Genomic DNA, 24675 nt, shown 5'->3' with positions numbered 1-24675 from the left:
CCTAATTTGCTCTAATTTCCTGTCTTGTAAAGACGATATACCCGATCGCGAAACAAATGAGTGTTGCTGCGATGAGTCCGGTGATTTGAGGCCAAACTAGCAATAGGCTGGCCTGAAGCTTCAAGGGACTGGCGAGGGAACCAGAGACTTGTTCCATCGTCATCAGACTCATACTCCTGGTTGTGGGAGATAGTAATACACTCGTCATTTCTTGGAATAAATAATTGGGCGAAAAGCGATAGACATTTAGAATGGCATTATAGCGTGATACGTATTCTCCTTGTGTTGTGGCATTTCCTAAATATGAATTCGTGAACAGTTTCACCACGATTGAGAAGAACACATTGTAGAATAGCCAAATTGCAATACTCGATAATGCAGATGTTGCCTGTTGCTTAAAAATAACTGAAAAGAGAATCGATAGGTTTAGCCAAAAGGCAATATAAACAATAATCAAAACAATAAAGCTCATGACCCTTAAAAATTCATCCCAACTGGGTGTAATGCCCAGCATTAGAATTCCGAAGGCCATTACAAGCAAGCCTAAGGCGAAAAAGAGAATGATATTGATTAGCAAGGCAGCCGTGAATTTTGCGTTGATCACATAGTCTCTTGGGATCGGTTGAGCCATTAATCTACTTAATGTTCCTCTGCTTCTTTCCCCATTAATTGCATCAAATCCAAGGGCAATCCCTAATAGAGGACCGAGAAAACTGACAAAGGATACAAAGGATGGTAACGTTCCATCCGAAACCGTAAAGATTTGCAAGAATAAATAAGCGTTTCGACCAATTTGACTAGCATCCTCATAAGATTCTAAGGCTTCTGAAATTGTAGACACCGCCGTATATAGAGAACCGATACATGTTAACAAGATAATCCCTAAGAGAATAATAATTCTCCAGCTTGAAAGATAATCTGTAAATTCCTTTCCAACAAATCCCCAGAATATATTATTACTTACAGTATCTCTTTCTCCTTTAGGCTTCGATTTATTTTTTTCGGTAAATTTTCCAATCGTTTTTTGGATATTAGTTAGGCTCATTTACTTCACGTCCTTCAAAATAACGATGGTAGATTTCATCCAATCCAAAATTTTTTCGATTTAATTGATAAAGATCTGAGCCTGATTCAATGATCATTCTACTTAGTAAGGGAGATATGTCCTCCTGGCAATGAATATCGAACCGATTGTCTTGGACCTTTTCTAACTTGGTGACGCCCCTTACTTCCTGAAGGTTTGCGACAAGGTTGTCATCGAATGGTGAAGCAGTCACTTCAATCACAATCGAATCTTCAATAAAGAGCTGACGATTTAATGCTGCTAAATCCCCTTGGGCAAGCAATTTCCCGTCTACAAAAATACCGACACGATCACATACTTGTTGAACCTGGTGGAGATGATGAGAAGATAAGAGCACCGTCATGTTTTCCTTTTTATTTAACTCCTGAATTAATTGTAGAAAATCGCGTACCCCCTCAGGATCAATCCCTAAAGTCGGTTCATCTAGTATAATGATCTCCGGATTTTTAATCAGTACATCCGCAAGACCAAGTCTTTGCTTCATCCCTCTTGAATATTCCCCAGCTTTTTTAGCTGCTGCATCCGAGAGACCCACTTTCTTTAGCAGTTGTGTGGCTCTTTCCCTTGCCTCTGCTTTCGGAATGCCATTTAATCTTGCTGTAAATAACAAATTATCCATCCCCGTCATATGAGTGTAAAAACCAACATTATCTGGTAAATAACCGACTTTCTTTTTCACCTCAATTGGATGTTTTGTTGAATTTATACCGGCTACTTCAACACGACCAGAGGTCGGTTCCGTTAAACCAAGCAACATTAAAATACTCGTCGTTTTTCCAGCTCCATTAGGCCCTAGTAAGCCGAAAACTTCCCCTTTATAAATAGAAAGAGATAAATGATCAACGGCATCATGATTATGATAGCTTTTGGTAATCTGATCTAGCTCAATGATCGCTTCTGTCACTATTATCTCCTCCCATATTTTCTAATGATTAAATAAAGGCCACCAATTACTGCTGCGATAATAAGGATAGCGACAATTCCCCATAAGGTAGAAGTTTCAACCGACATTCTAAAGGTAGCATCAGCACTTGCTTGATCAGTGGTTGCCGTAAAGGTCGTGACATAATCTCCAGCAATAGCATCTTTTGGTGCTGATACCTTTACTTTGATGGTCTTCGATTTACCTGGCTCCAGTTCAGCAATAGTGGATTCTTCGAAATTTGTCTCCCAGTTGGATGGTGTCTCAGCTGTGAGTTCGATGTCTGTTAATGGAGAAGTCCCTGTATTTTTGACCACGAGTTCAACGGTTTTGTCACTACCGGCGTTTATCGTATCACTTAACACTTCTGATTTCGTGCTAATTTCAATATCATACGAACCTGTTACAACCGCTTCTAACTTTAATTCTGAGGTTGAATCATTGGTCGTTGCCGTAATAGGAATATCATAAGTGCCTGCTTCTACATTTTGAGGAGGGGTGGCTTCAACCGTTATGTCTGCTGAAGTGTTAGGTTCTAATGAAATAGATGTGACAGAATTTGAGTCTGATACAAAACGAACTTGCCAACTATCATCAGCGGTACTGCTTAAAGCATAATTCTGCGTTTCTGTTGTCTTATTGTTTAACGAGACTGTGTAAGAGAAGGTTGAGTCTGCATGTCCTTCCATATTTGCTTGATCTGTTGTTAATTCTGTTTTAAGAGAACCTTGTTCCTTAACAGAGATAGACAATGGCACAGAGGATTTACTGTTTTCATCTGTTGCGACTAGTTGAAATTCATGATCGCCTTTATCGGCATCAAGTGGAACGGAGATTTCCACTGTTATCGGTGTTTCACTGTCAGCCTTTACCGATAGCTCTTGTATATTTGTTCCATTCGAACTAATGGAATAATCCCATCCTTTTGGCAATCCTTCCATCGAAAAAGACATTGTTTGAATGGATGAGCCATTATTGATGACATCTACATCATAATTCATCTTTTCACCTGGTGAGGCCGTTACCCCTGTATAAGCTGAAAATAAAGAGATGTTGTCCATGGCAAAGGCCCGATCCATTTGGAAAAGTGACCCAACTACAATAATGGCAATGACGAACAATGAAAAGAACCTTCTTTTGAGCATGATAAATTCCCCCTGCTTTTTTAGTATTCATATTGGATACGCAGCCCATTTCATTTTGGATTTGTCTAAAACGAAAAAAAATGTAAAATATTATTAAGATCGATGTTCAAAAAGGACCAAGGCGGATAAAAGCACTGATGTCAATCGCAAACGTCCGGACATTAGTACAATCAAGGAGTAGACTTGGAGCGTGTTGTACTGACTTTCATGTTGTCCATAGGCGTGTGGGTACTTAGTCGAAGTTCCTTTATTTCGAAGTATCCTTTTTATTGAATTCTTTGAATAGCCTTTATTAAGAGCGTTATTAAGGGGGGTATACCATGGATGAAAATCGAGAAAGTATCCATTTACTTCAAAGTATCTCTCAAGGTTCTCGTCATTCCTTTGACATTTTTTATGAAAAATATATTCATTTTGTTTACAACATTGCCTTCCAGTATACGAAGGATCATGGAGAAACCGAGGATCTATGTCATGACATCTTTCTGGAAGTATTGCAGAAGGCGGATCAATATGATCCGGTAAAAGGCAGTGTCAGAGCGTGGCTGGCGGTGAAAACAAAAAGCCGATCATTAGATCGCTTGCGCAAAAAGAAAGCACTATTAACCAATAGACTAGAAGAATTATTGAGTGGAGAGGAAAAAAGTGCAGATGTTACCTTTCTTGCACATTTAGAGCAGTCGATTATTATCGAGGCGCTAAGGGCTATTCCAAACGAGCAACGAGAAGCTATTATTCGCTCTTATTTTCAGGGGGAAACGCACAGGGAAATAGCGAGCACCATGAATAAACCATTAGGATCCATCAAGTCACTTATTCGCTACGGTTTACATAATCTGCGAAAACAGAAATCCTTACTCAACTGGGTCCAATCAGGTGGGGGTGAAAAGAACAATGGTATGTAAGCATTCAATATCTGAGCAGAAAATCATTGATTATGTATTGGGTGATTTACCTTCTAATGAGGAATTGGAAGTAAGCGCGCATTTAGAAGAATGTAAAAACTGTCAACAAGCGTTCAATCATTGGCAAAATCTCCTTCTTACAGAGAAAGAACAACCTTATTTTCCTTCTCCTAAATTGAAGGAACAGATATGGGAAAGCTTTGAAGCGAAACAAAAACGAAAAGAGAAGTCAATATCAGGCAAAAGGGTTTTCTCTATAGCCTCCTTAGCTGTAATGGTTTGCCTATTTGTAGGTTTAATTTATTATAATCAAGATAATACGGAGCAAAATTCCTTTCAAATTGCCCGTTATCATGAAGGGAATATCCAAGATTTCCGGGAAAAACCTGATACCCAACAATTAAGTATTATTCCGGTGTCAAACGAGGAAGAGGTAATGGGAAACGTATGGATTAATCAAATGACAGACCAAATGTTTTTAGAAGTACATGGGTTACAATCACTCAATAACTATGACTACCAGCTGTGGGTTCTTTATAATAATGATGATATTCAACATGAAATCATTCCGATTGAGGAGGGATCAACCCGAGTTCTAATTCAAGGGAAGGACTTCAGCCACTTGAAGCGAATTAAAGCAAGTATCGAGCCTAAGGGTGGCAGTCATGTCCAGACGGGTCCTGATACATTTATCGTTGAAGTGAAATACTGAATAATAATCTTTAAGTAAGACCACAGTTGTTACACTATAGTTGGGAATTACGAATGAAAAGGCTTGTTGTTGATCTTCAATTATTAGAAATGAACAACAAGTGGTAGTCCGAAGCTTGACAAAAAAAGAGGCTGGGACAAAAGTAATGCAACAAATTTCACCATAATGCAATAACTTATGGGGGGAGCTCCAATTTTTCGCTAAAACAAATGCCAGGAACTAACACAATTTAGTTTCTGGCAAGTTTGATTAAGCGTACATTTCAGCAACTTGTTTTTATAATTTCTCACCTTCAAGATATTCATTGTACGCCATTTGTTTATCGATCAAACCATTCGGTGTAATTTCGATAATGCGGTTTGCAATCGACTGTATAAATTGGTAGTCGTGGGAAGCAAAAATAATCGAGCCTTTAAATTTAATTAACCCATTATTTAACGCTGTGATCGACTCTAAATCAAGGTGGTTCGTTGGCTCATCAAGTAGAAGGACATTGGCCTCTGTAAGCATCATTTTCGAAAGCATGCAACGAACCTTTTCTCCTCCTGAAAGAACATTGGCCTTTTTTAGTGCTTCTTCGCCTGAGAAGAGCATTCTTCCAAGAAATCCTCTTAAAAAGCTTTCCGTCTGATCGTTTGGTGAATATTGACGCAGCCAATCGACAAGAGGAAGTTGACTACCTTCAAAATATTCCGCATTATCCTTTGGAAAGTAGGATTGTGAGGTTGTCACACCCCATTTGAATTCCCCTTCATCAGGTTCCATTTCACCCATCAAGATTTTAAATAAGGTTGTTTTTGCGATTTCGTTTTTACCTACAAGCGCAATTTTATCATCCTTATTCATAGTAAAGCTCACACGATCAAGCACTTTAACACCATCAATAGTTTTAGATAAGTCCTTCACGGTTAACAGATCATTCCCGATTTCACGTCCTTGTGTAAAAGCAATATAAGGATAGCGGCGGGACGAAGGTTTAATATCTTCAGGTGTAATTTTTTCCAATAATTTCTTACGGGATGTTGCTTGTTTTGATTTCGCCGCATTCGCGCTAAATCGGGCAATAAATTTCTTCAATTCTTCGACTTGAGCTTCCTTTTTTGCATTGCGGTCTTGAGCCAATTTTGTTGCGAGTTGACTAGATTCATACCAGAAGTCATAATTACCAACGTAAATTTCAATTTTACCAAAATCAAGATCAGCAATGTGGGTACAAACTCTATTTAGAAAATGACGATCATGAGAAACAACGATAACCGTATTTTCAAAATTCATGAGAAATTCCTCTAGCCACTGAATCGCTTTTAGATCAAGGTGGTTCGTCGGCTCGTCAAGAAGCAGGATATCAGGATTTCCAAATAGAGCTTGTGCGAGCAGCACCTTCACCTTTTGACTGCCGGTAAGCTCAACCATTTTCTTGGAATGGAGTTCTTCATCGATTCCAAGACCTTTTAAAAGAATCGCAGCACTAGATTCCGCTTCCCATCCATTTAATTCTGCAAATTCACCTTCAAGTTCGGCAGCTTTAATACCGTCTTCATCTGTGAAATCCGGTTTCATATAAATGGCGTCTTTTTCTTTCATGATTTGATAGAGTCGTTCATGCCCCATGATCACAAGCTGAAGCACTTCAAATTCTTCATATTCGAAATGGTTTTGTTTTAAAACGGTAAGGCGTTCGTTTGGACCGAGACTGACATTCCCAGTTTGCGGCTCAATGTCACCAGAGAGAATCTTAAGAAACGTCGATTTGCCAGCTCCGTTCGCACCAATTAACCCATAGCAATTACCTGGGGTGAATTTAATATTGACATCCTCAAATAATTTTCGATCCCCATATTGTAAACTTACATTATGAACAGTCAGCATATATGCATAATTCCTCCAAAGAAATGATTATCACAGCAAGCTTATTCGATTTAACTAAGTAAGTCAATGATCTTGATGTTGATTCACTGTAATTAGGTTGGGCGAGATTTTAAAATATTCGGGAATATTGGGAAAGTCCTTAAAGTGTCTTAGGGAACTTCTTTGAATAAGAACATGTCTTTAATGAAGTGAATTAGGAATAGAACATTCGGATTTTCCTTTTGTTTTTTAAAAGCCAGTATGTGTCTCCATATTTTTACTGATTTTGTTTCTCGTATCTCGAAATAGTGAAGTAGACTCAATTTTTACTATTTCTTCGTGGGGAATGCTAATTTATTTCTTTTTTAAAAACCTTCTGGCAGGGCCACTAGGAGAAGAAATAGGCTGGCGAGGTTTCGCCCAAATTGAGCTTCAGAAGAAGTATTCCCCATTAAAAGCTTCGATTATTATTGGATTTTGGTGGGGACTTTGTCATCTACCCATATGGTTTACTACAGGATTTGTGGGCATTGATTTAATTAAATATATACTCTTCTTTATGATCGCTCTTATATCTACTAAAATCGTTATGACAGCATTTTATAACCTAAATCAGAATTTAATCATCCCAATCATCATCCACCAATTTTTTAATTTTTTTATTGGCTTAATAAATGGAAACTTAATCGATTTAATCATGTATAGTGCCATCTCCTATTTGGTCGCAGCGGTTTTTATGACCGTGATCAATCCAAAAAAAGTATTGTATGGAAAGAAATCAACTAACATTCAAGATGCATATACCAAAAAGGATCTAACGAAATAACGTTAGATCCTTTTTAACAGTATAGGAAAGTATAAATTTTGGTTAGTGCTTGATCCAGTTCCAGGCGCCATCGGCTCGAGGTCAAATAACCTGAGACAATGAAAGGCAAAGAACGCCTTTCTTTGTCTCAGAACATTTGCTTGTCGCCGATAGGCGGGCGCCTTGCGCTTTTCTTACAAGATAAGAAAGTATAAAATTTTGGCTAGTGCTTGATCCAGCTCCAGCGCCCAGCGACTAGCAAACTTTCGGTGCCTTCCTACGATAAGTCAACATCAGCTCGCCTTATCAGGCTCACTGTGTTTCCTTTATCTCGTCAGGCCCCTAAAAAGTTTGTACGTCGCTAAACGGGCGCTTGCGCTTTTCTTACACCCTTTTATACTGCTGTATAGCCACCGTCTACCAATAAACTTGCTCCTGTAATGAAGGAAGCATCATCACTTGCGAGGAAGAGAACGGCTTTTGCGACTTCTTCCGCTTTCCCTAACCGGCCAATTGGATGAAGATTGATAAGTTCCTGTTTTGCTTCTTCTGGTAGATTGGCAAGTAATGGTGTATCAATATAACCTGGGTTCACATTGTTAATCCGGATCCCCTTAGATGAATATTCGGCACTTTCCGTTTGAGTCAATAATTTGACTCCGCCTTTAGCAGCACTGTATGCACCGACACCTAGTTTTCCAACAACTCCATGAATGGAATCGTTGTTGACAATGGCTCCACCATTTTCTTGTTTTAGCATTTGTGCAATGGCATATTTATTACACAGGAATACTCCGTGTAGGTTGACATCAATAATTTTTTTCCACTCTGCAAAATCAGTTTCGTGTACAAGTGTCATGCCACCAATTCCTGCATTGGCGAACATCACGTCGAGGCTACCGTATTTTTTCACGGTATCATCAACAAGACCTTTTACTTCATCTTCAGCTGTAACATCGACTTTCGTGAAGGAGGTTTCATATCCATCTTGGTTTAATTTGTCAGACAACTCTTGTCCGTGACCGGACATATCTGAAATCACAACCTTTGCCCCTTCTTTAGCAAATTCAATAACGGCAGCTTCGCCAATTCCGCTTGCCCCACCAGTAACAATGACGGTTTTTCCACTAAAACGATTTGTCATAAAAAATCCCTCCAGTTATCTAGTTATGTGTATCAAATGTCCCTGGTTCTATTGTACCAATTTTATCCTGTAGTACTCAAGTTTCAGATATGATAAATAAAATAGGTGTACAATTTCAAAGGGCACTAGGCACCGAAATTATTCGGAATCTAGTACCCTTATCATCACATTACCACAAAATGAAAAATGACAAACGCGTAATGAGCATGAATTTAGTCAGGAGAATGAGATTTTCTATACTGGCCTGGTGTTAATCCCTCTTCTTTTTTGAATTTCCTTGTGAAGTTAGCAGTGTCTATATATCCAATATCAATCACAATGTCTTTGATTGGAAGGTCTGTTTCTAACAATTGCCTTTTACACTCGTTAACCCTTAAATTCCAGAGATATTGAGTAAAGGTTTCACCTGTTTGCTCTCTGATAAATCTACTTAGATAGGAAGTGGTTAGCTGGAATTTTTCAGCCATACTCTCAAGGCTTATATCATAGGATTTATAATGTTTTTCAATATATAGCAAAATACGATCACGCAAAATAATATTACTACTTTCTTTTCTATTTTGGATTTCCCTACAGGTTTTTACGATTAAGCTATGGATGACCTTTTCGAGGTCCTCTACTGATTGAAATTCAACTAGAGATTTAACATCATCTACCGACGGAGTAGGACCAGTTTCCGCCATACACTTTAAGACAGAATTAATAATATCGAAACATATACATTTAAAAATATGAATTGAAATATCGCTCTTTTTTAAGTCGCTTAAAATGATATTGACTGTCTCTTTCGCAACGATTTGATCGCCTTGTTTTAAACTGTGAATGAATTTTGCTTGATTCTGGTTGTTTACAGGGTACCAAATCTCTTTATCTTGATGATGGGTTACAATGTCCTCAAAGTAAAATGCTTCGCCATTGTAGTTTAGACGATTAAATTCTAATGCCGTTGTGGATTCGATATATGAACGGTTTACTTTATCGATTCCAGTATAAATTTTTCCGACACCTATTCCAGAAATAAGCTGGTTGAAGTCCTGCAATTGAAGAATTAATGTATTTACGAATGTGCGTCTACTTTCAAATGGAGAATCTAGTTTATCCTTCATATTAATAATGAATCCAACTGCTTGATCGTGAGTTAATTCTACACCATACCCAATACTATCTTTGGTGGATAAAACACTCAATGAATGCAGGATTTCTTCCTTGGTTTTAAGAGAAGCTTGTTCAAATTCGTTCTCTTTGAAAGAAACAACTATAACAAAAAAGCTGCTTCCTTTAAACGTAATCTTCGACTCATTCAACAAATCCTGATCCTTCATATCCTCGAGAATCGTTGCTCCGCCTCTTAATAGCTTTAATAAGAAGTGATCTCTAATAAAAGGTTGATGGACTTCAATCTTTTTTTGTAATTGTTCACTATCATCGTAAAATGTTTCGATGGTCTCACGTATATTATCTATAATATTTTTGTTTTTATTAGGATAGAATTCAAATTGTTTATTTTTTATAAAATGAGTAAGTCTATGAATAGGTTGATATTGTCTAAGCGACATCCATATGCTTGTTGCTAAGCCAAATAATGCAATGATAGACAAGATTAGAAGCAGGGATGATTTTAGATTAGACATTTTATCGTAAAATTGATCAGTAGGCATCGCTGTCACAAAAGTCCAATGACTTACCTCTGATTGGACTGTGACTAAAGAAAAGCTTTCATTATTCAATCTACCATCTGTTACCCCCGCCTTGTCCAAGGCTAAATCTTTTACCTGATTGATATCGAGCTCAATGCCATTACTACTTGAGGCAAGAAGCTTATCCTTGTCATTAAAAATATAAATATTTCCATTGAAGTCACCTAGTACATTCTCAATTAATTTTGTGAGTGTATCTTCAGTTACTAGGAAGATGACCGTTCCGTAAGAATACGGGTTATACGGCGAGACAGGATAAATATATGAGATAAAATGTTCGGATTGGTTGTATGAGCGAAATTCCATTGGTGCAATGAAAGGCTTCATATCTAGATCTATATCTTCTAGCATACTCGTAGTGGAGAAATCTGATCCATCTAGATGAATAATATTATTTGTGAAATTATCAACAGAGCTTGTGCCCTGTGATGAATATATGGTTTTTTCACCATCGTAATACAAATATAACTGATCAATAATGGAGCTATTCACTTTATAGGATACTAATTGCTCAATTGCCTGTATTTGATTAGATGGATTTTTCAGCAGATATGGAGTCAAATGACTATCTACAGAAATCCTTTGTGCTATATTCTCCAATTCATTTATTCTCGAATCCGTAAGTTCTCTCACTTGTTCTAAAGTTATCGTATTCGTCCTAATAATTTCATCACGGAGATCTGAAACAGACATGTTATATAAAATGATGCTAATCGTGATATAAGGGATCAGGAATATAATCAGATAAGACAAGAAATATTTGTAAAAAAGTTTTGTATTTCTAAACATATGATCCCTCATTTCTTATCTAGTTTCCTAGATTCATTATTATTATGATTACAGTATGAATTCTCTATTTGCCGATTAGTATGTATTGCAAACATTTGCGAAATCCTATAGTAAGCGTTTGCAAAGATAGTTTCATATTTAGAAGATCGTCCATAAATCTAATAGTTAATTCTAAATAAATAGTAACCCACTATTTGTAAAAATACAATGTAGCCAATGTCTTAACAGTAGCTACAATAGTGGCTAGATCATATTTTACATAGTGAATGAAAAGCGACATATATACAAAATAATGGAGCACATGCTAAATTCTAAACTATAAGGATGTTCAAAAAGGTGCTGGCATCCGACGATAGTATACCCCTTATGTAAGCGCTATAAAAATATTGGATGAATGACAAAGGTGTGAGTAATGATGAAAAATGCTCAAATCGCAGTGGGTGTCGACATTGGAGGGACAAATATAAAAATAGCACTTGTGACTGAATATGGTGAATGGATTGATAGTCAGTCTTTATTGGTGAAAAGAGATGCTGCTCACCGTGCTGAGCTAGACTTCATTTGTCAAGCGATTAAAAGCTTCATGGACAAACATAATGTATACCCCCAACTGTCAGGTATTGGAGTTGCTAGTCCTGGAATATTAGACACTGATAATGGTGTGATTGAATATGCAGTAAATTTAGGCTGGAATCATGTACGGTTAGTTGAGATCATGCAGAACAAATTGCATCTCAATGTCCATTTATTAAGTGATTCAGTGGCAGGGGCGATAGGAGAACAATTTTACACAGCAACAGCCCTAGATCATTATATGTTTATTTGTATTGGTACTGGCTTAGGAGCTAGTTTAATCCAGAATGGTGAGGCTTTTAACGGGGCAGGAGGAGCGATAAATTTAGGACATATGAGCATTATTCACAATGGAAAGCAGTGCAATTGTGGAAATACGGGCTGTTTAGAAAAATATGTATCCGCTTCTGCTCTTATTGAAAGAGTAAAAGTGGATTTAAATAACAATTATAATACGTTTAACCAATCCACCGAAAGCAAAGAGTTGACTCCCCATCATTTATTTGAAGCGGCAGAGAATGGGGATACCTATGCAATATCGTTGTTTCAAGAAGCTGGCCAATTACTAGGCATGGCTATTGTCAATTGTATACACCTATTTGATGCACACAACTATATTATTGGAGGAGGTGTTAGTCAGGCTGGGCGATACATGCTAGACTCCGCACAGAGAGAGGTTAAAAGTAGGTACAAAGAAAACAAGATTAGGATTATTCAATCGACTGTGCCGACAACAGCGGGGGTGATTGGTGCTGCAATGTATGTGTTTGAAAGAGAAAAGAAAAATTAGAGGAAGGAAATGAAGATGAATTTAGTAGATCGCTATATAGGAGAATTAGAAAAACAATTAAACGCGATACGGACAAGCCAAAAAGATAACATTCAAAAAGCTGCAGATCGGATTGCAGACTCTATTGCAAAGGGTGGGATCCTTCACATCTTTGGAAGTGGACATTCCCATATGATTGCAGAAGATGTATTCCATCGCGCAGGGGGACTAATTTGTATTAATGCTATGCTTGAGGAATCCCTTATGGAAATCAATGTCGGAAGAACAACGCAGTTAGAACGATTAAATGGTTACGCAAGTATTTTATTGAATGGTTATGATTTAAAAGCGGGAGAAGTCATTATTATTGTGTCTAATTCTGGAATGAACGCCGTTCCGATTGAGATGGCGATGGAATGTAAAGCTCGAGGTCTTTACATTATTGTCTTAACCAATATGGACCACACCTCAACAGCAGACTCAAGACATGAAAGCGGGAAAAAGCTTTATGAACTAGCTGATTTAGTATTGGATAATTGTGGTGTTTACGGAGATGCAGTGCTTTCCTACGATCAGTCAGGGAAGAAGGTGGGACCAACATCGACGATCGGCGGACTTATTATTATTCAGACTCTTATGATCGCAATCGTAGAGGAATTAATAAAGAGAAATGCTTCACCTCCTGTACTATTAAGTGCCAATACAGAAGGGGGAGATAAACATAATAAGCAGTTGATTGCTCGTTATTATGACCGAATAAAATACTTAGCAAAACCTAATCAAAACTCGAATGAGAGTGAAACTTAAAATACGAGCGTTTATCATTCTTGTTTCCTTCGAAGTCTTGAAGAGAGGCCTATACCAGTTCGTTTTGGATCAAGAATATTATGAGTGTTTGTTCAAAAAGAACAGGGGTGATCACATTTTACATACCCAAATAAAAGTGACATATAACAAAAGACCAGATAACGTGATAAATTTGATTTAAATATAAGGCCAAATGGATAAGTGTTAAAACTCCATTTAAAACCGCTTACATTTACAAGAAATTTCCATGAAGGAGGTGGGACGATCGTTAAAATAATAAGCTCAAAAAGAACAGCCAGTGTGAGGAATTAGGTGAATGAGAGCTTCTGAAAAGAAATGAACTAACAGATCTTACGAGGGGACAATACTCAGTAATGGGGAGGATGAATATGAAAACGAAAAAAATACTTTTTTTGTTCTTAATTTTAACGATGATGCTGCTTGTTGCGTGTAGTGAAAATTCCTCATCGAATAATGAGGGGAAAGCCAATGATACTCCGGAGAAAGAAGACACTGAAAACTTCAACAAAACGGGTATGCCAATCGTTGATGAGCCCATAACGCTCAAATTTATGGCCGGGAAATCGCCTAGCAATACGAATAATTACAATGATGTATTGATTTGGAAGGAATATAAAAAATTAACAAATATTGAAATTGATTGGGAGCTTGTACCAACTGAAGGATTAACAGAAAAGCGAAATCTTGCTCTTGCAGGTGGGAATCTTCCTGATGTATTCTACACCGCGCATGTATCGAATTCTGATTTGTTGAAGTATGGAGAACAAGGGACGTTTGTTGCGCTTAATGATTTAATCGAAGAATATATGCCTAATTTAACGAAGTTATTAGAAGAAGATCCTAAATTGAGGGCTGGAATGACTTTTCCAGATGGGAATATCTATTCTCTTCCTACTATTCATGATGCTGAATATTTAGAAGTTCGATTAGGTATGATGTTTTGGATTAGGCAAGATTGGCTTGATAAGTTAGATATGAAGCTACCAGAGACAACTGATGAATTTTATGATTATTTAAAGGCTGTTAAAGAAACCGATTTATTTGGGGATGGTTCCGGAAACGAAATTCCATATGGTGCGTTTAACATAGGCGGGTTAAAGGATGTATTAAAAGGTTCATTTGGCATCGGCAACAAAGGCCATGCTAACCAATACGTTGATTTGGACCCGGAAACAAACGAACCGCGCTTTTTTCCAATATCAGAAGGATATAAGGAAATGCTTGAATACATGCATAAATTGTATAGCGAAGGATTAATTCAGGAAAATATATTTACAATTGATACGAATCAGAGCTTTGCGGACGGAGCAGATGGATTGTATGGAAGCACCGTGATTGCTAGTCCGAATGGAATTTACGGGGAAGAAGGCAAGAATTTTGTAGGAATGAATGCATTAGAAGGACCACATGGGGATCGCCAAGTTACGAGAATAGGCTCCACATTGAACTCTATTGGCGGATTTGTTGTGACAAGTAGCAATGAGCATATTCCCGAAACCTTAAGATGGATGGATTATTTTTATAGTGATGAAGGGGCAAGATTGTACTTTATGGGTGTTGAAGGAGAAACATATGAAGTCGATGAAGATGGTGAAATTGACTACACAGACGAATTTTATAATAACCCGGATGGGCTTACCTTTGACCAAACAGTGGGTAAATATTTTACTTGGCTAGGTGGTGGTTATCCTGGGATTATCAAAAGAGAATTCTTTAAAGGAAATAGCGCAGATCCAGCATCAGTTGAAGCTGCGGATAGGGTTCGGCCTTATGTAGAAGATATTTGGCCACATTTTCTATTGACAGCGGAGGAAAATAAAAAGATGTCATCATTGGCTGCAGATATTGAAAAATATACAGATGAAATGTTTAATAAATTTGTTGCCGGTGATGAATCACTATCAAATTGGGATAAATATGTGGAATCAGTCGAAAAGATGGGATTAGATGAATATATGCAAATTTATAATGATGCCTATGGAAGATTTCTAGAAGAAGAAAACTAGAATGTAAGAATAGGTAAAAGGGGAGGTCTTTGATGATATCCCCTTTTAAAGTGTCAAGGGTTTTAGTGCTAGTAACGGCATGCACGAAAGATGTGTCTCTAAAAACAGTAAAAAAGGATGTCCGGTACAATGAGAATTCTTTATTTAGATTTAGATTCTTTACGCCCTGATCACTTGGGCTGCTATGGTTACCACCGAAATACATCACCTAATATCGATAGGATCGCAAAAGAAGGTGTACGGTTCACTAATTATTATTGTTCAGATGCTCCATGTGCACCATCGAGAACGGCATTAATGACTGGACAATTTGGCATTCATAATGGAGTTGTCGGGCATGGTGGAACAGCTGGGGATATCAGGATAGAGGGAGCGAGTCGAGGAACAAGGGGAAGACTGGCGGAAGAGAGTCTGCCGGGGTCACTTAGACAACTTGGCTATCAAACAGCATCAATCAGCACATTTCCCGAAAGACATGGGACTTGGGCCTTCAATGCAGGGTTTAATGAAGTGTTTAATATAGGGGAAAAGGGAAATGAATCTGCTGAACAGGTGCTTCCTATTGCACTTAAATGGATAGAGGAGCATGCAGGCAAGGACAACTGGTTCTTACATTTAAATTTTTGGGATCCTCATACCCCTTATCGCGCACCAGAGGAGTTTGGCAATCCTTTTGAAGGCGAGCCCATACCAGAATGGTTAACAGAAGAGGTCTTTGCACTTCATAAAAACAAGGAAGGGCAGCACAGTATAGCAGATATGAATATTCATGCCAAAACATATTATGCAAAATGGCCTAGACATCAGCAACAGGTTGAAGAATATGCTGATTTACGATCGTTTGTAGATCATTATGATAGTGCTATTCGTTATATGGATGATCATATTGGTAGGGTGTTTCAATTATTAGAACAAATAGGGATTATGGAAGATACGGCCATTTTAATTAGTGCCGATCACGGTGAGAACATGGGCGAATTAGGTATATATTCTGATCATGGAACTGCGGATGAAGCAACTTGCCATATTCCCATGATTTTTAAATGGCCAACAGGCAAAAAGGGAATCGTTGACAATGGATTACACTACCATCTTGATTTAGCACCTACACTGATAGACCTATTAGGTGGTGACAAAGCAGCGTTATGGGATGGACAAAGCTATGCCGATACTATTATGAACGGGAAATCAACAGCAAGATCCTATTTAGTCTTGTCTCAGTGTGTTCACGTCTGTCAGCGAAGTGTTAGGTTTAATGATTGGTTGTATATTCGTAGTTATCATGATGGGCACCATGGATTTGAAAAAGAGATGTTGTTTCATTTGAAAAGTGATCCACATGAGCAAACCAATCTTGCCAGAGAGCGAAGAGATATATGTGAAACGGCTGCTTATCTGCTGCTTGAGTGGCATGATGAAATGATGTCGACAATGGATTATGTTGTGGATCCATTGTGGACAGTGATGCAGGAGGGCGGTCCAGTAATTGCGAAAGGGTATGAAAAGTGATTCATAGATTGATCATTTTACATACAGCTGCTACGAAGGAAATATTCGGTATGACAGCGACAGCATGATTCGAAAGGGGTTGTCAAGACATGATTAAAAGTGTGGATTATTCATTTTCTGTGGAAGCTGTCCATGGAGTTGTAGAGAGATTATTAGGTGTAAGCATGGCAGAAAAATTCGTTTTTAAAAGAATACCAATGGAGAACGGAAAGCATGTGTTCGAATTAGATAATCAAGCTGATAAAATAATGGTCTCAGGCTCCTCACCTGTAGCCATGTCATTTGGATTGAACTGGTATTTAAAGTATAACTGTCAGGCGAGTTTTTCCTGGTCGGGAAATCAGTTACACATCCCAGAGCCGATACCTAAGGTAGAGGGAAAAGTACGTAAAGTAAGACCTTATGATTATTTCTATCACTTAAATTATGTTACTTTTTCATATTCTACGGTTTTTTGGGATTGGGAGCGCTGGGAAAAAGAACTAGATTGGATGGCCTTGAACGGGATTGATCTTGTTTTGGAATTAACGGGGCATGAGGAAGTTTGGAGGAGAACACTTTCCAGGGTTGGGTATACGGATGAGGAAATTAAGAAATATCTCACAGGTCCTGCTTATTTGCCTTTTCAATGGTTAGGCTGCATGTACGGTTGGGGTGGGGATCTATCCGATAATTGGTTCAGGGACCGCTTGCAGCTAGCTGAGAAAATCCATAAGCGCATGCGTGAATTGGGGATGACACGTGTTCTGCAAGCTTATACAGGAATTGTCCCGCCAGACTTTAAAGAAAAAGTGCCAGAGTCGAATCCCTTGGATCAAGGAGATTGGGTAGGCTTAGAGCGTCCATTTATTTTATTACCAGATGATCCTATCTTTAGTAAAATGGCAGAGATATTTTATGAAGAACAGAAGAATTTGTTTGGTCATGATCATTTTTATGCAGGTGATCCTTTTCATGAAGGTGGAAATCTGGATGGTATCGATCTAAAAAAAGCAGCTGAATTGATTCAAAATGAACTAGTCAAAGCGGATGATCAAGCCGTTTGGGTCTTACAGGCTTGGTGGGAAAATCCAACAACTGCGTTTATGAAAGGCTTAGATAAAAATCATACAATGATTCTTGATTTATGGGGAGAAAATTCACCAAGATGGAAACGAGAAGGGGAAGATGTATTCTTTGGCTTACCATGGGTCTGGTCCTTTCTACAGAACTTTGGTGGGAGAAGTGGATTGTACGGGGATATGAGCGGATCGGCCCATTATTTATTGGAGGCGCTTCATCATTCTCATTCAGGTGATTTAGTCGGTGTAGGATTTACAGGAGAGGGAATTGAACAAAATCCAGTTATGTATGATTTAATGACGGAAATGAGCTGGCGCAGCGAAATAGATATGAAGGAATGGTTACGTCAATATGTAATACGGCGATATGGTAGGGAGAACGAAGACGTTCAAAGAGCGTGGGAGCTTTTGAAAGAGAGTGCGTACGGATATTCCAAACAGCCTGGTCCTACACATAGTGTGATCAATAAACGACCATCTAAGGCAGATGTTATTAAAAATTTCGATCATAATGAACAAAAGAAATGGGATTCTCTCGAGATTTATTATGATCCATCTTTGGTTGAAGAAGCTTGTCAGCTTTTATATCGTGCCTATGCAGAGTTGACGGAAAATGATGGTTACTTATATGATTTAGTCGATGTGACTCGGCAGGCATTGGCCAATAAAGCAAGGCGGCTTCATCGTGCATTCATGGATGCCTATAAAAATCAGGATATTAGTGCTTTTTCTAAAAGCAGTTCTGCCTTTTTGAAGATTATAAGAACACAAGATAGGTTACTAAATACTCGAAAGGAATTTTTGCTTGGTCCATGGCTGGAACAGGCGAAAAGTCTAGGGAAAACTAAAGAGGAAAAAGCGCTATATGAATATAATGCCAGAGCATTAATTACAATTTGGGCATCACCAGCCCAAGAAATTCTTCATGATTACGGGCACAAGGAATGGGCCGGCTTAACGATGGACTTTTATTTCCCAAGATGGCAAAAACATATTGATGCATTACGTACTTCATTAGAGACAGGAGAGCCACTGGAGAATATAGATTGGTTTGAATGGGAGTATGCATGGACACAAAAAAATAATGAATTCCCAATTGAACCAGAGGGTGATATTCACGAAATTGTTGGTGGCATTATTCAAGAAGTTTTTTCGGAATGAACTGCCTGTTTCGCTTTATAGGAGGTAAAACCACATGTCGGACCAGTTTTTACAAACAAACATGGAAAGTAATGATGATTCGAAAATTTCCAGTGAGTCATTAACAACACACGAGATAGGGGGTCAAGACTTTTCATTTGCGATTTTGGCAGATTCGCATATTGACCCGAATGTTCCTGAACGGTCCCAGTATTTAAAAGACATATATGAATATCTAACTCTGCAACGCCAACCGCATTTTATCTTACATCTCGGTGATATGACGGAATGCGGGTTACCTCATGAATACAAGGAGTTTGAAGCATTAATTCCATCAACTTTTCGAGAACATTTACATGTGATACCTGGTAATCATGAGGTGCGCTGGGACGAATGGGCTGGCGAGAAGTATAAGCAGTTATTTGGTACTACTCCGTACTCTTTTGATATCAGAGGCGTACATTTTATTGCTTTGGACCCAACAGAGCCTTTGCGGGAGCCGGGGTATTTTACGCAAGAAGATTTAACCTGGCTGAGTAAAAATTTAAGTGCTTTAAAGCCAGAGACCCCTGTTATTATTTATTTGCATTATCCAATAGGTGAGCATCATTATTTTATTTGTAATGAGGATAAGTTTCTTGAGGTTATAGAGGGATATAATGTAAGAGCCGTTTTTTCAGGACATGTCCATGAAGAGAATAAATGGGAACAGAATGGTGCAACTTTCTTTAGTTTACCTGCGATAAAAAATGGTCCATTTTTCTTTTGGGGAGAAAAGAAGAATGATGGTAAGGGAGTGCCCATACTATCCATTTTTTCTGGGGAAATAAAAGAAAAGCTACAGGAACCAAATCTACGACTTTTTGCTGAGATCCCGCTCCAAGGGGATAGGCCGGCAGCATTAGAGCGCCCCCATTCTATTGTCGTTCAACCTAAGAAGACAGATGCTTCTTTAACTGTAGGATTAGACCAAGGAAGCAAGGCAATCAGCGTACTTTATCAGTTTTGGCCGGAGTATACTTGGGCTGGTAAAGCGGACGGTAACTGGAAAAAGTTATATTCTTCAAAAGATGAGGAATACCCACTAGAGTGGAAAACCGATATTGCTATGAATGAAATGCCAGCAGGAGTATATCGTTTGCAAGTTCGTGTTGTGAATACTCGAAGGCAATATTGGGATGAATTTCTGAAGATTATCGTCCCAGAGCATGGGACGGCTAATCGGTTAGAAAAACTATTGGATTTGGAAGAACCTATACAGGCTGGACTGGAGATAGTGAACGAAAGTCCGGGTGCTCCTCCTCTAGTGGTGGCTGCAACTACGAATGGTCAGGTGCTTGCCTCAACCCTTGAGGGGAAAGTATTATGGACATTTCATGCAGGGGCTTTAATCTTGGGCACCCCTCAGTATGCCCATTCAGATAATCTTATTATTTTCGGGACAAAGAACCACAGGGTTTATGCTTTAAACCCTTCGAATGGGCAGGAAATATGGTCCTATAAGGCAAATGGAGCTGTGCTTGCTACTCTTGTGATTGATTATTCTCAGATCATTGTTTGTGCAGGGAGGCATGTCTTATCTTTAAAAATAGAAAGTGGATTGCAAAATTGGGCGACTGAAATAGGCGGGTTCTCTGCGGGAATGCCGGCAGTTGATGGGCGGGCGCTATACTTAGGCGCTGGGGATGGCCACATCTATTCACTAGATAAAACAACAGGGAGTATCCTCTGGAAAAAAGCATTGGACCTAAGGGACAGGCCTTTTAGTACGCTCATTTATAGTCCGTGGGGGACAAAGGCAGTCATTGTTCCAAATAATCACGATAATCCTCCGATTGTATTGGTCTCAACTGTAGCGGCTGCGTACGGCTTGAATCGTCATAGCGGGGAAATCATCTGGACATGTAAGGTCTCCAATCCTTATTCTGCTCCTCTTATCCATGCATTAGAAGAAACAAGAGCAATTCTTATGAATGAATGGGGAAATATCGCCTCAATTGATCCATATTCTGGAGAGATTTTTTGGGAAACCACGGTACCTCAGAGAATTTTCAATACCTCACCAATCGCTAGTGGTGATCTCGTCTACATCACTGGTGTAAATGGCCTACTTATGGGGTTGGATCTGTCGACTGGTCACATTGTCGACCAACACCATTTCTCAACAGACTGCGTATATTCAACACCCGTACTATATGGAAATCGATTATTTTTAGCGGGACAAGATGGTAGCATTCAAAGCATTACATTAAAAAGGGCCTGACCCCCATTGCGTTAATACTTTATCACAATGGGGGACAGGCCCCGCTTTTTGTCATCCCCAAATTTCTTTAGCGGTATCAACAACGAGTTTTAGTTTTTTCCATTGTTCGTCTTCTGTTAAGATATTGCCGTGATAGGTGGAGGCAAAGCCGCATTGTGGGCTAAGGCATAGTTGTTCTAAGGGTACATATTTTGTTGCCTCTTGAACTCTTGCTTTAATCACTTCTTTGTCTTCTAATTTACCAGTTTTTGATGTTACTAGACCTAGAACAACTTTTGGGCCGCCTTTTGGAATGTATTGAAGGGGTTCAAATGAACCTGATCGTTCGTCATCATACTCCAAGAAGAAACCATCGACTTTTTCATTCGCAAAGACAATTGGTGCGACAGTGTCATAGCCGCCTGAGAAGGAATAGTCAGAGCGATAGTTTCCTCTACATACATGGGTTGTCACCGTTAAGTCTTCAGGTTTTCCTTCCAGAATGCTGTTAACAACTTTTACTGCCAATTCAGCTTGAATTTTCTTTTCTTCTGGAGGAAGGTCGGCTGTTGCGATAACCGCTAAGTACACATCATCTAGTTGAAGGTAACGAATACCGATTCGATAGAACTCATCTATCGTCTTCCTGTAAGCCTCAATAATATCTGTTGCAAATTCCTCAAAATGTTTATAGTGACCATTGATAATGGCGGGATGGAAGAATTGGTTCGGACTTGGAATCGTAAATTTTGTCACAGCCCTATCATCAACAATTTCTAATAATTCCTTTGCTTGTTGAAAAAATGGATGATTCGGGTTATATGCTACTTTGCCAACAAGTCTTACATCGTAAGGATCCGTTTCTTGCTTGGAAAAGTGATAGCCTTGCTCTGGAACATAGCCTTCAACTCCTAATAAATGTTCCATAAAGGTCGAATGCCACCAGTCACGTCCAAACTCCCCCTCAGTTACGACTTGCAAGCCGGCTTCAATTTGTTTCTCAACCGCATGTTTAATTTCTTGACGTTCAATCTCATGGAGCTGTTCAATTGTGATCTTGTCATCTTTAAAATCGCGTTTAGCCTTTTTTAAATTTTCCGGACGTAATAAACTTCCTACTTGGTCCGCTCGAAATGGCGCCTTAACAAGTGTTTTTGTCATCAAATTTCCTCCCAAAAATTTACATTGGGAATAGTTTACCATTGAAACAGCGTTATAAGTAAGATATAAAATTTATCTCTAGTTATAATAATAGGCTATACCCTCCCGTATTGATAATTGACAGAGAACCCTACCAAATGATTGTAGCGATATAAAAAGCAGGGCTCTTTGCTCCTGCTTTTTATATTAGTTCTAATAATGATTCACACCATCTTCAATTTTGCTCTGTCTTTCGGCTCTCAATCGAACCCCAATAGTCGCGATGATAATAATAATCAAGGCGGGGAGTAACCAGCCAAGTCCTTCATCATACATCGGTAATGTTTTTTGGTAGAACGTAGTGAATGGTGTCATCCAAGCAAAATGGTCAATTTCTAATGATTTACATAACGCTTTTAAACCATCAAAGATACTGATCAAAAACGTAAAAACAGTCGTTAACACGTAAACGACACGCTTATGATGAAATAATGGAGATAGAAAAGCTAAAATCATTAATACAATCGCAAGTGGATAAAGGAACATCAGAACAGGAACTGAGAAAGTAATGATATTCGTTAAGCCAAAGTTAGCAAAAACAAAGGTAATGGCCGCGAAAAATACTACTAATGATTTATAGCTGAATCTTGGAAATAGCGTTTGAAAATACTCAGCACATGCTGTTGTTAAGCCAATGGCTGTTGTTAAACATGCTAGTGTGATCAGAACTGCCAACATTATCATGCCAAAAGCGCCAAAATAATAGGAAGTAGCATTGCTTAGCACGGGCCCGCCATTCTCAAAAAATCCAAAGGCTTCAGTACCTGTTGCTCCCATAAAGGCAATGCCAATGTAAATAGCACCGAGTAATGTGACGGCAATTAGACCTGATTTTACAGTGGCATTAAGAATCCCACTTTTTGAAGTAATACCTAATGAACGAACGGAATTGATCACGATAATCCCGAATACAAGCGAAGCGAGTGCATCCATTGTATTATATCCATCTAGAAATCCAGTTAAAAATGCGTTATTCGCATATTCTCCTACTGGGACCTGAACGGCACCCATTGGTTTTATAATGACGAAGAGTAAGAGAATCGTAAGGAGAATCACGATCCCTGGTGCCAAGATCTTTCCAACATTATCAATAAGCTTTGCAGGATTTAGTGAAAACCAAAGGGTAGCAGAGAAAAATAAAAATGAAAAGATCAGCAATCCCCCTTGTTGAAAACCATCGCTTACGAAAGGAGCAATGCCTACTTCATAGGCAACCGTTCCCGTACGTGGGGAAGCAAAAAATGGTCCGATCGTTAAATATAGTAAGCAAGTAAAAAGGATGCCGTACGTTGGATTAACTCTGCTAGCAAGCTCTTGTAAATTACGGCTTCCGGCAAAGCCAATCGCTAAAACTCCCATTAGTGGCAAACCAACACCGGTAATCAGAAATCCTAAAGCTGCTGGCCAAAGATGTGACCCTGCATTTTGTCCCAATTCCGCTGGGAAAATTAAATTTCCGGCACCGAAAAATAGCGCAAATAGCATAATGCCGATCGCAATATATTTTGAAAAAGGTAATTGTTCTTGTGTCAAAGCTGTTCCCTCCAAAGATGCCCAAATATAGCCTGTTTTTAATGTATGCAATAAATGAATAGAGTCTATGATACTATTCATTTGTATAAAATTCAATAAATTGCGGCAAATAATAAGGAAATGAAGACCTGTAAAATTTGGTATTTCGGGTGCAATTGTGAATTAAACGGAGCAGTAAGATCAAATGATATGGGGGGGAATTAAGGGTTTTGTCTTAAATCAGGCAAATCCTTTTTGTTATGACGATTGTTATTTAACGATATATCGTTTATAATTATCGATATGATAAAGGAGGGCTAAAATGAGGAGACGTAGAGGCTTTATCCCACTAGCGATTTTGCACTTATTGGCCGAGGAATCGATGCATGGTTATCAAATTATGAAGGAGCTTGAAGAACGATCTGATGGTGCATATGTGGTAAGTGCTGGCACCATCTATCCTGCTCTTCAGGAATTACTGGATCAGCAACTCATTGAATTGGATTCAGGATTGGATAAAAAGGTTTATTCCATTAACCAGAGCGGTTTGAAGCGGTTAGAGGAAATGGTGCAGCATGAGGAGGGTGATTTCTGGACGGAATGGAAAGAAAGAATGATTTGGCGAAATTCCAAAGAATCGTTACAACTAAGGGAGTCGGTCAAAGCTTGGGAACGAGAACTCCGAAAAGCAATGAAACAAACACGAGGAAATCCTGAAGATGCATCGGAATTAATCGCTTTGATTAATAAAATGACTGAGCGTTTAGTAAAGAAAAATAAGTAA

General features: G+C 38.6%; 17 protein-coding genes and 1 pseudogene. 10 read left to right on the top strand and 8 right to left on the bottom strand.

Going from position 1 to position 24675, the window contains the following annotated elements; translation table 11 throughout:
• Window position 1: 1 nt before the first annotated feature.
• Genes IPU53_RS02780 through IPU53_RS02770 form a run of 3 tightly spaced genes read right to left on the bottom strand, consistent with a single transcriptional unit; the run spans window position 2 to window position 3151 of the window.
• Window positions 2–1045 (bottom strand): ABC transporter permease, encoded by a 1044-nt coding sequence (locus IPU53_RS02780; RefSeq protein WP_207447363.1) that lies wholly within the window; start codon window positions 1043–1045, stop codon window positions 2–4.
• The gene (locus IPU53_RS02775) at window positions 1032–1991 is read right to left on the bottom strand and encodes an ABC transporter ATP-binding protein (protein ID WP_207447515.1); all 960 of its coding nucleotides are present in this window, start codon (window positions 1989–1991) and stop codon (window positions 1032–1034) included. Before IPU53_RS02775 ends, IPU53_RS02780 begins: the two co-directional genes overlap by 14 nt.
• Window positions 1991–3151: a COG1470 family protein gene (locus IPU53_RS02770; RefSeq protein ID WP_207447361.1), complete on the bottom strand. Its 1161-nt coding sequence runs from the start codon at window positions 3149–3151 to the stop codon at window positions 1991–1993. Before IPU53_RS02770 ends, IPU53_RS02775 begins: the two co-directional genes overlap by 1 nt.
• Before the next feature lie 320 nt (window positions 3152–3471).
• Between IPU53_RS02770 and IPU53_RS02765 the strand changes: the two genes are divergently transcribed.
• On the top strand, window positions 3472–4056 hold the full coding sequence (locus IPU53_RS02765) for an RNA polymerase sigma factor (RefSeq protein WP_207447359.1): 585 nt from the start codon (window positions 3472–3474) through the stop codon (window positions 4054–4056).
• Window positions 4046–4768: a zf-HC2 domain-containing protein gene (locus IPU53_RS02760; RefSeq protein WP_207447357.1), complete on the top strand. Its 723-nt coding sequence runs from the start codon at window positions 4046–4048 to the stop codon at window positions 4766–4768. The genes IPU53_RS02765 and IPU53_RS02760 overlap by 11 nt, the downstream gene beginning before the upstream one ends.
• A gap of 276 nt (window positions 4769–5044) precedes the next feature.
• On the opposite strand, the gene IPU53_RS02755 is transcribed toward IPU53_RS02760, so the two are convergent.
• Window positions 5045–6637 carry an ABC-F family ATP-binding cassette domain-containing protein gene (locus IPU53_RS02755; RefSeq protein WP_207447355.1) on the bottom strand — a complete coding sequence of 531 codons (1593 nt, stop codon included), beginning with the start codon at window positions 6635–6637 and terminating at the stop codon, window positions 5045–5047.
• A gap of 250 nt (window positions 6638–6887) precedes the next feature.
• On the opposite strand from IPU53_RS02755, the pseudogene IPU53_RS02750 reads away from it, so the two are divergent.
• Window positions 6888–7442: pseudogene (locus tag IPU53_RS02750) on the top strand (CPBP family intramembrane glutamic endopeptidase); the annotation flags it as partial.
• Window positions 7443–7815: 373 nt separating this feature from the next.
• Here the strand turns inward: IPU53_RS02750 and IPU53_RS02745 are convergent.
• Together IPU53_RS02745 and IPU53_RS02740 are read right to left on the bottom strand one after the other, a co-directional pair.
• Window positions 7816–8565 (bottom strand): SDR family NAD(P)-dependent oxidoreductase, encoded by a 750-nt coding sequence (locus IPU53_RS02745; protein ID WP_207447346.1) that lies wholly within the window; start codon window positions 8563–8565, stop codon window positions 7816–7818.
• A 212-nt stretch (window positions 8566–8777) separates the two neighbouring features.
• Window positions 8778–11051 (bottom strand): helix-turn-helix domain-containing protein, encoded by a 2274-nt coding sequence (locus IPU53_RS02740; RefSeq protein WP_207447344.1) that lies wholly within the window; start codon window positions 11049–11051, stop codon window positions 8778–8780.
• A 412-nt stretch (window positions 11052–11463) separates the two neighbouring features.
• Here IPU53_RS02740 and IPU53_RS02735 point away from each other — a divergent pair, with 412 nt between their 5' ends.
• The 6 genes from IPU53_RS02735 to IPU53_RS02710 all read left to right on the top strand — a co-directional run bounded on the left by IPU53_RS02735 (window position 11464) and on the right by IPU53_RS02710 (window position 21200).
• On the top strand, window positions 11464–12414 hold the full coding sequence (locus IPU53_RS02735; RefSeq protein ID WP_207447342.1) for an ROK family protein: 951 nt from the start codon (window positions 11464–11466) through the stop codon (window positions 12412–12414).
• A gap of 9 nt (window positions 12415–12423) precedes the next feature.
• Window positions 12424–13200, top strand: coding sequence for an SIS domain-containing protein (locus tag IPU53_RS02730; protein ID WP_207447340.1), 777 nt, complete (start codon window positions 12424–12426; stop codon window positions 13198–13200).
• A gap of 389 nt (window positions 13201–13589) precedes the next feature.
• The gene (locus IPU53_RS02725) at window positions 13590–15227 is read left to right on the top strand and encodes an extracellular solute-binding protein (RefSeq protein ID WP_207447338.1); all 1638 of its coding nucleotides are present in this window, start codon (window positions 13590–13592) and stop codon (window positions 15225–15227) included.
• A gap of 129 nt (window positions 15228–15356) precedes the next feature.
• Window positions 15357–16736 carry a sulfatase family protein gene (locus tag IPU53_RS02720; RefSeq protein ID WP_207447328.1) on the top strand — a complete coding sequence of 460 codons (1380 nt, stop codon included), beginning with the start codon at window positions 15357–15359 and terminating at the stop codon, window positions 16734–16736.
• An 89-nt stretch (window positions 16737–16825) separates the two neighbouring features.
• Entirely contained in the window at window positions 16826–18958 is a 2133-nt protein-coding gene (locus IPU53_RS02715) for an alpha-N-acetylglucosaminidase (protein ID WP_207447326.1), read from the top strand.
• Window positions 18959–18992: 34 nt separating this feature from the next.
• Entirely contained in the window at window positions 18993–21200 is a 2208-nt protein-coding gene (locus IPU53_RS02710) for an outer membrane protein assembly factor BamB family protein (RefSeq protein WP_207447324.1), read from the top strand.
• 51 nt (window positions 21201–21251) lie between these two features.
• Here IPU53_RS02710 and IPU53_RS02705 read toward each other — a convergent pair whose 3' ends face one another.
• Window positions 21252–22340, bottom strand: a complete 1089-nt coding sequence (locus IPU53_RS02705) for a 5-methyltetrahydropteroyltriglutamate--homocysteine S-methyltransferase (RefSeq protein ID WP_207447322.1) — start codon at window positions 22338–22340, stop codon at window positions 21252–21254.
• Between the two features lie 192 nt (window positions 22341–22532).
• Entirely contained in the window at window positions 22533–23993 is a 1461-nt protein-coding gene (brnQ, locus tag IPU53_RS02700; protein WP_207447320.1) for a branched-chain amino acid transport system II carrier protein, read from the bottom strand.
• A 220-nt stretch (window positions 23994–24213) separates the two neighbouring features.
• On the opposite strand from brnQ, the gene IPU53_RS02695 reads away from it, so the two are divergent.
• Window positions 24214–24675: a PadR family transcriptional regulator gene (locus IPU53_RS02695; protein ID WP_207447318.1), complete on the top strand. Its 462-nt coding sequence runs from the start codon at window positions 24214–24216 to the stop codon at window positions 24673–24675.

This window comes from Bacillus sp. SD088, from assembly GCF_017355205.1.
Taxonomy (GTDB): domain Bacteria; phylum Bacillota; class Bacilli; order Bacillales; family Bacillaceae_C; genus Lederbergia.
This window is presented reverse-complemented; position numbering and strand designations above follow the sequence as displayed.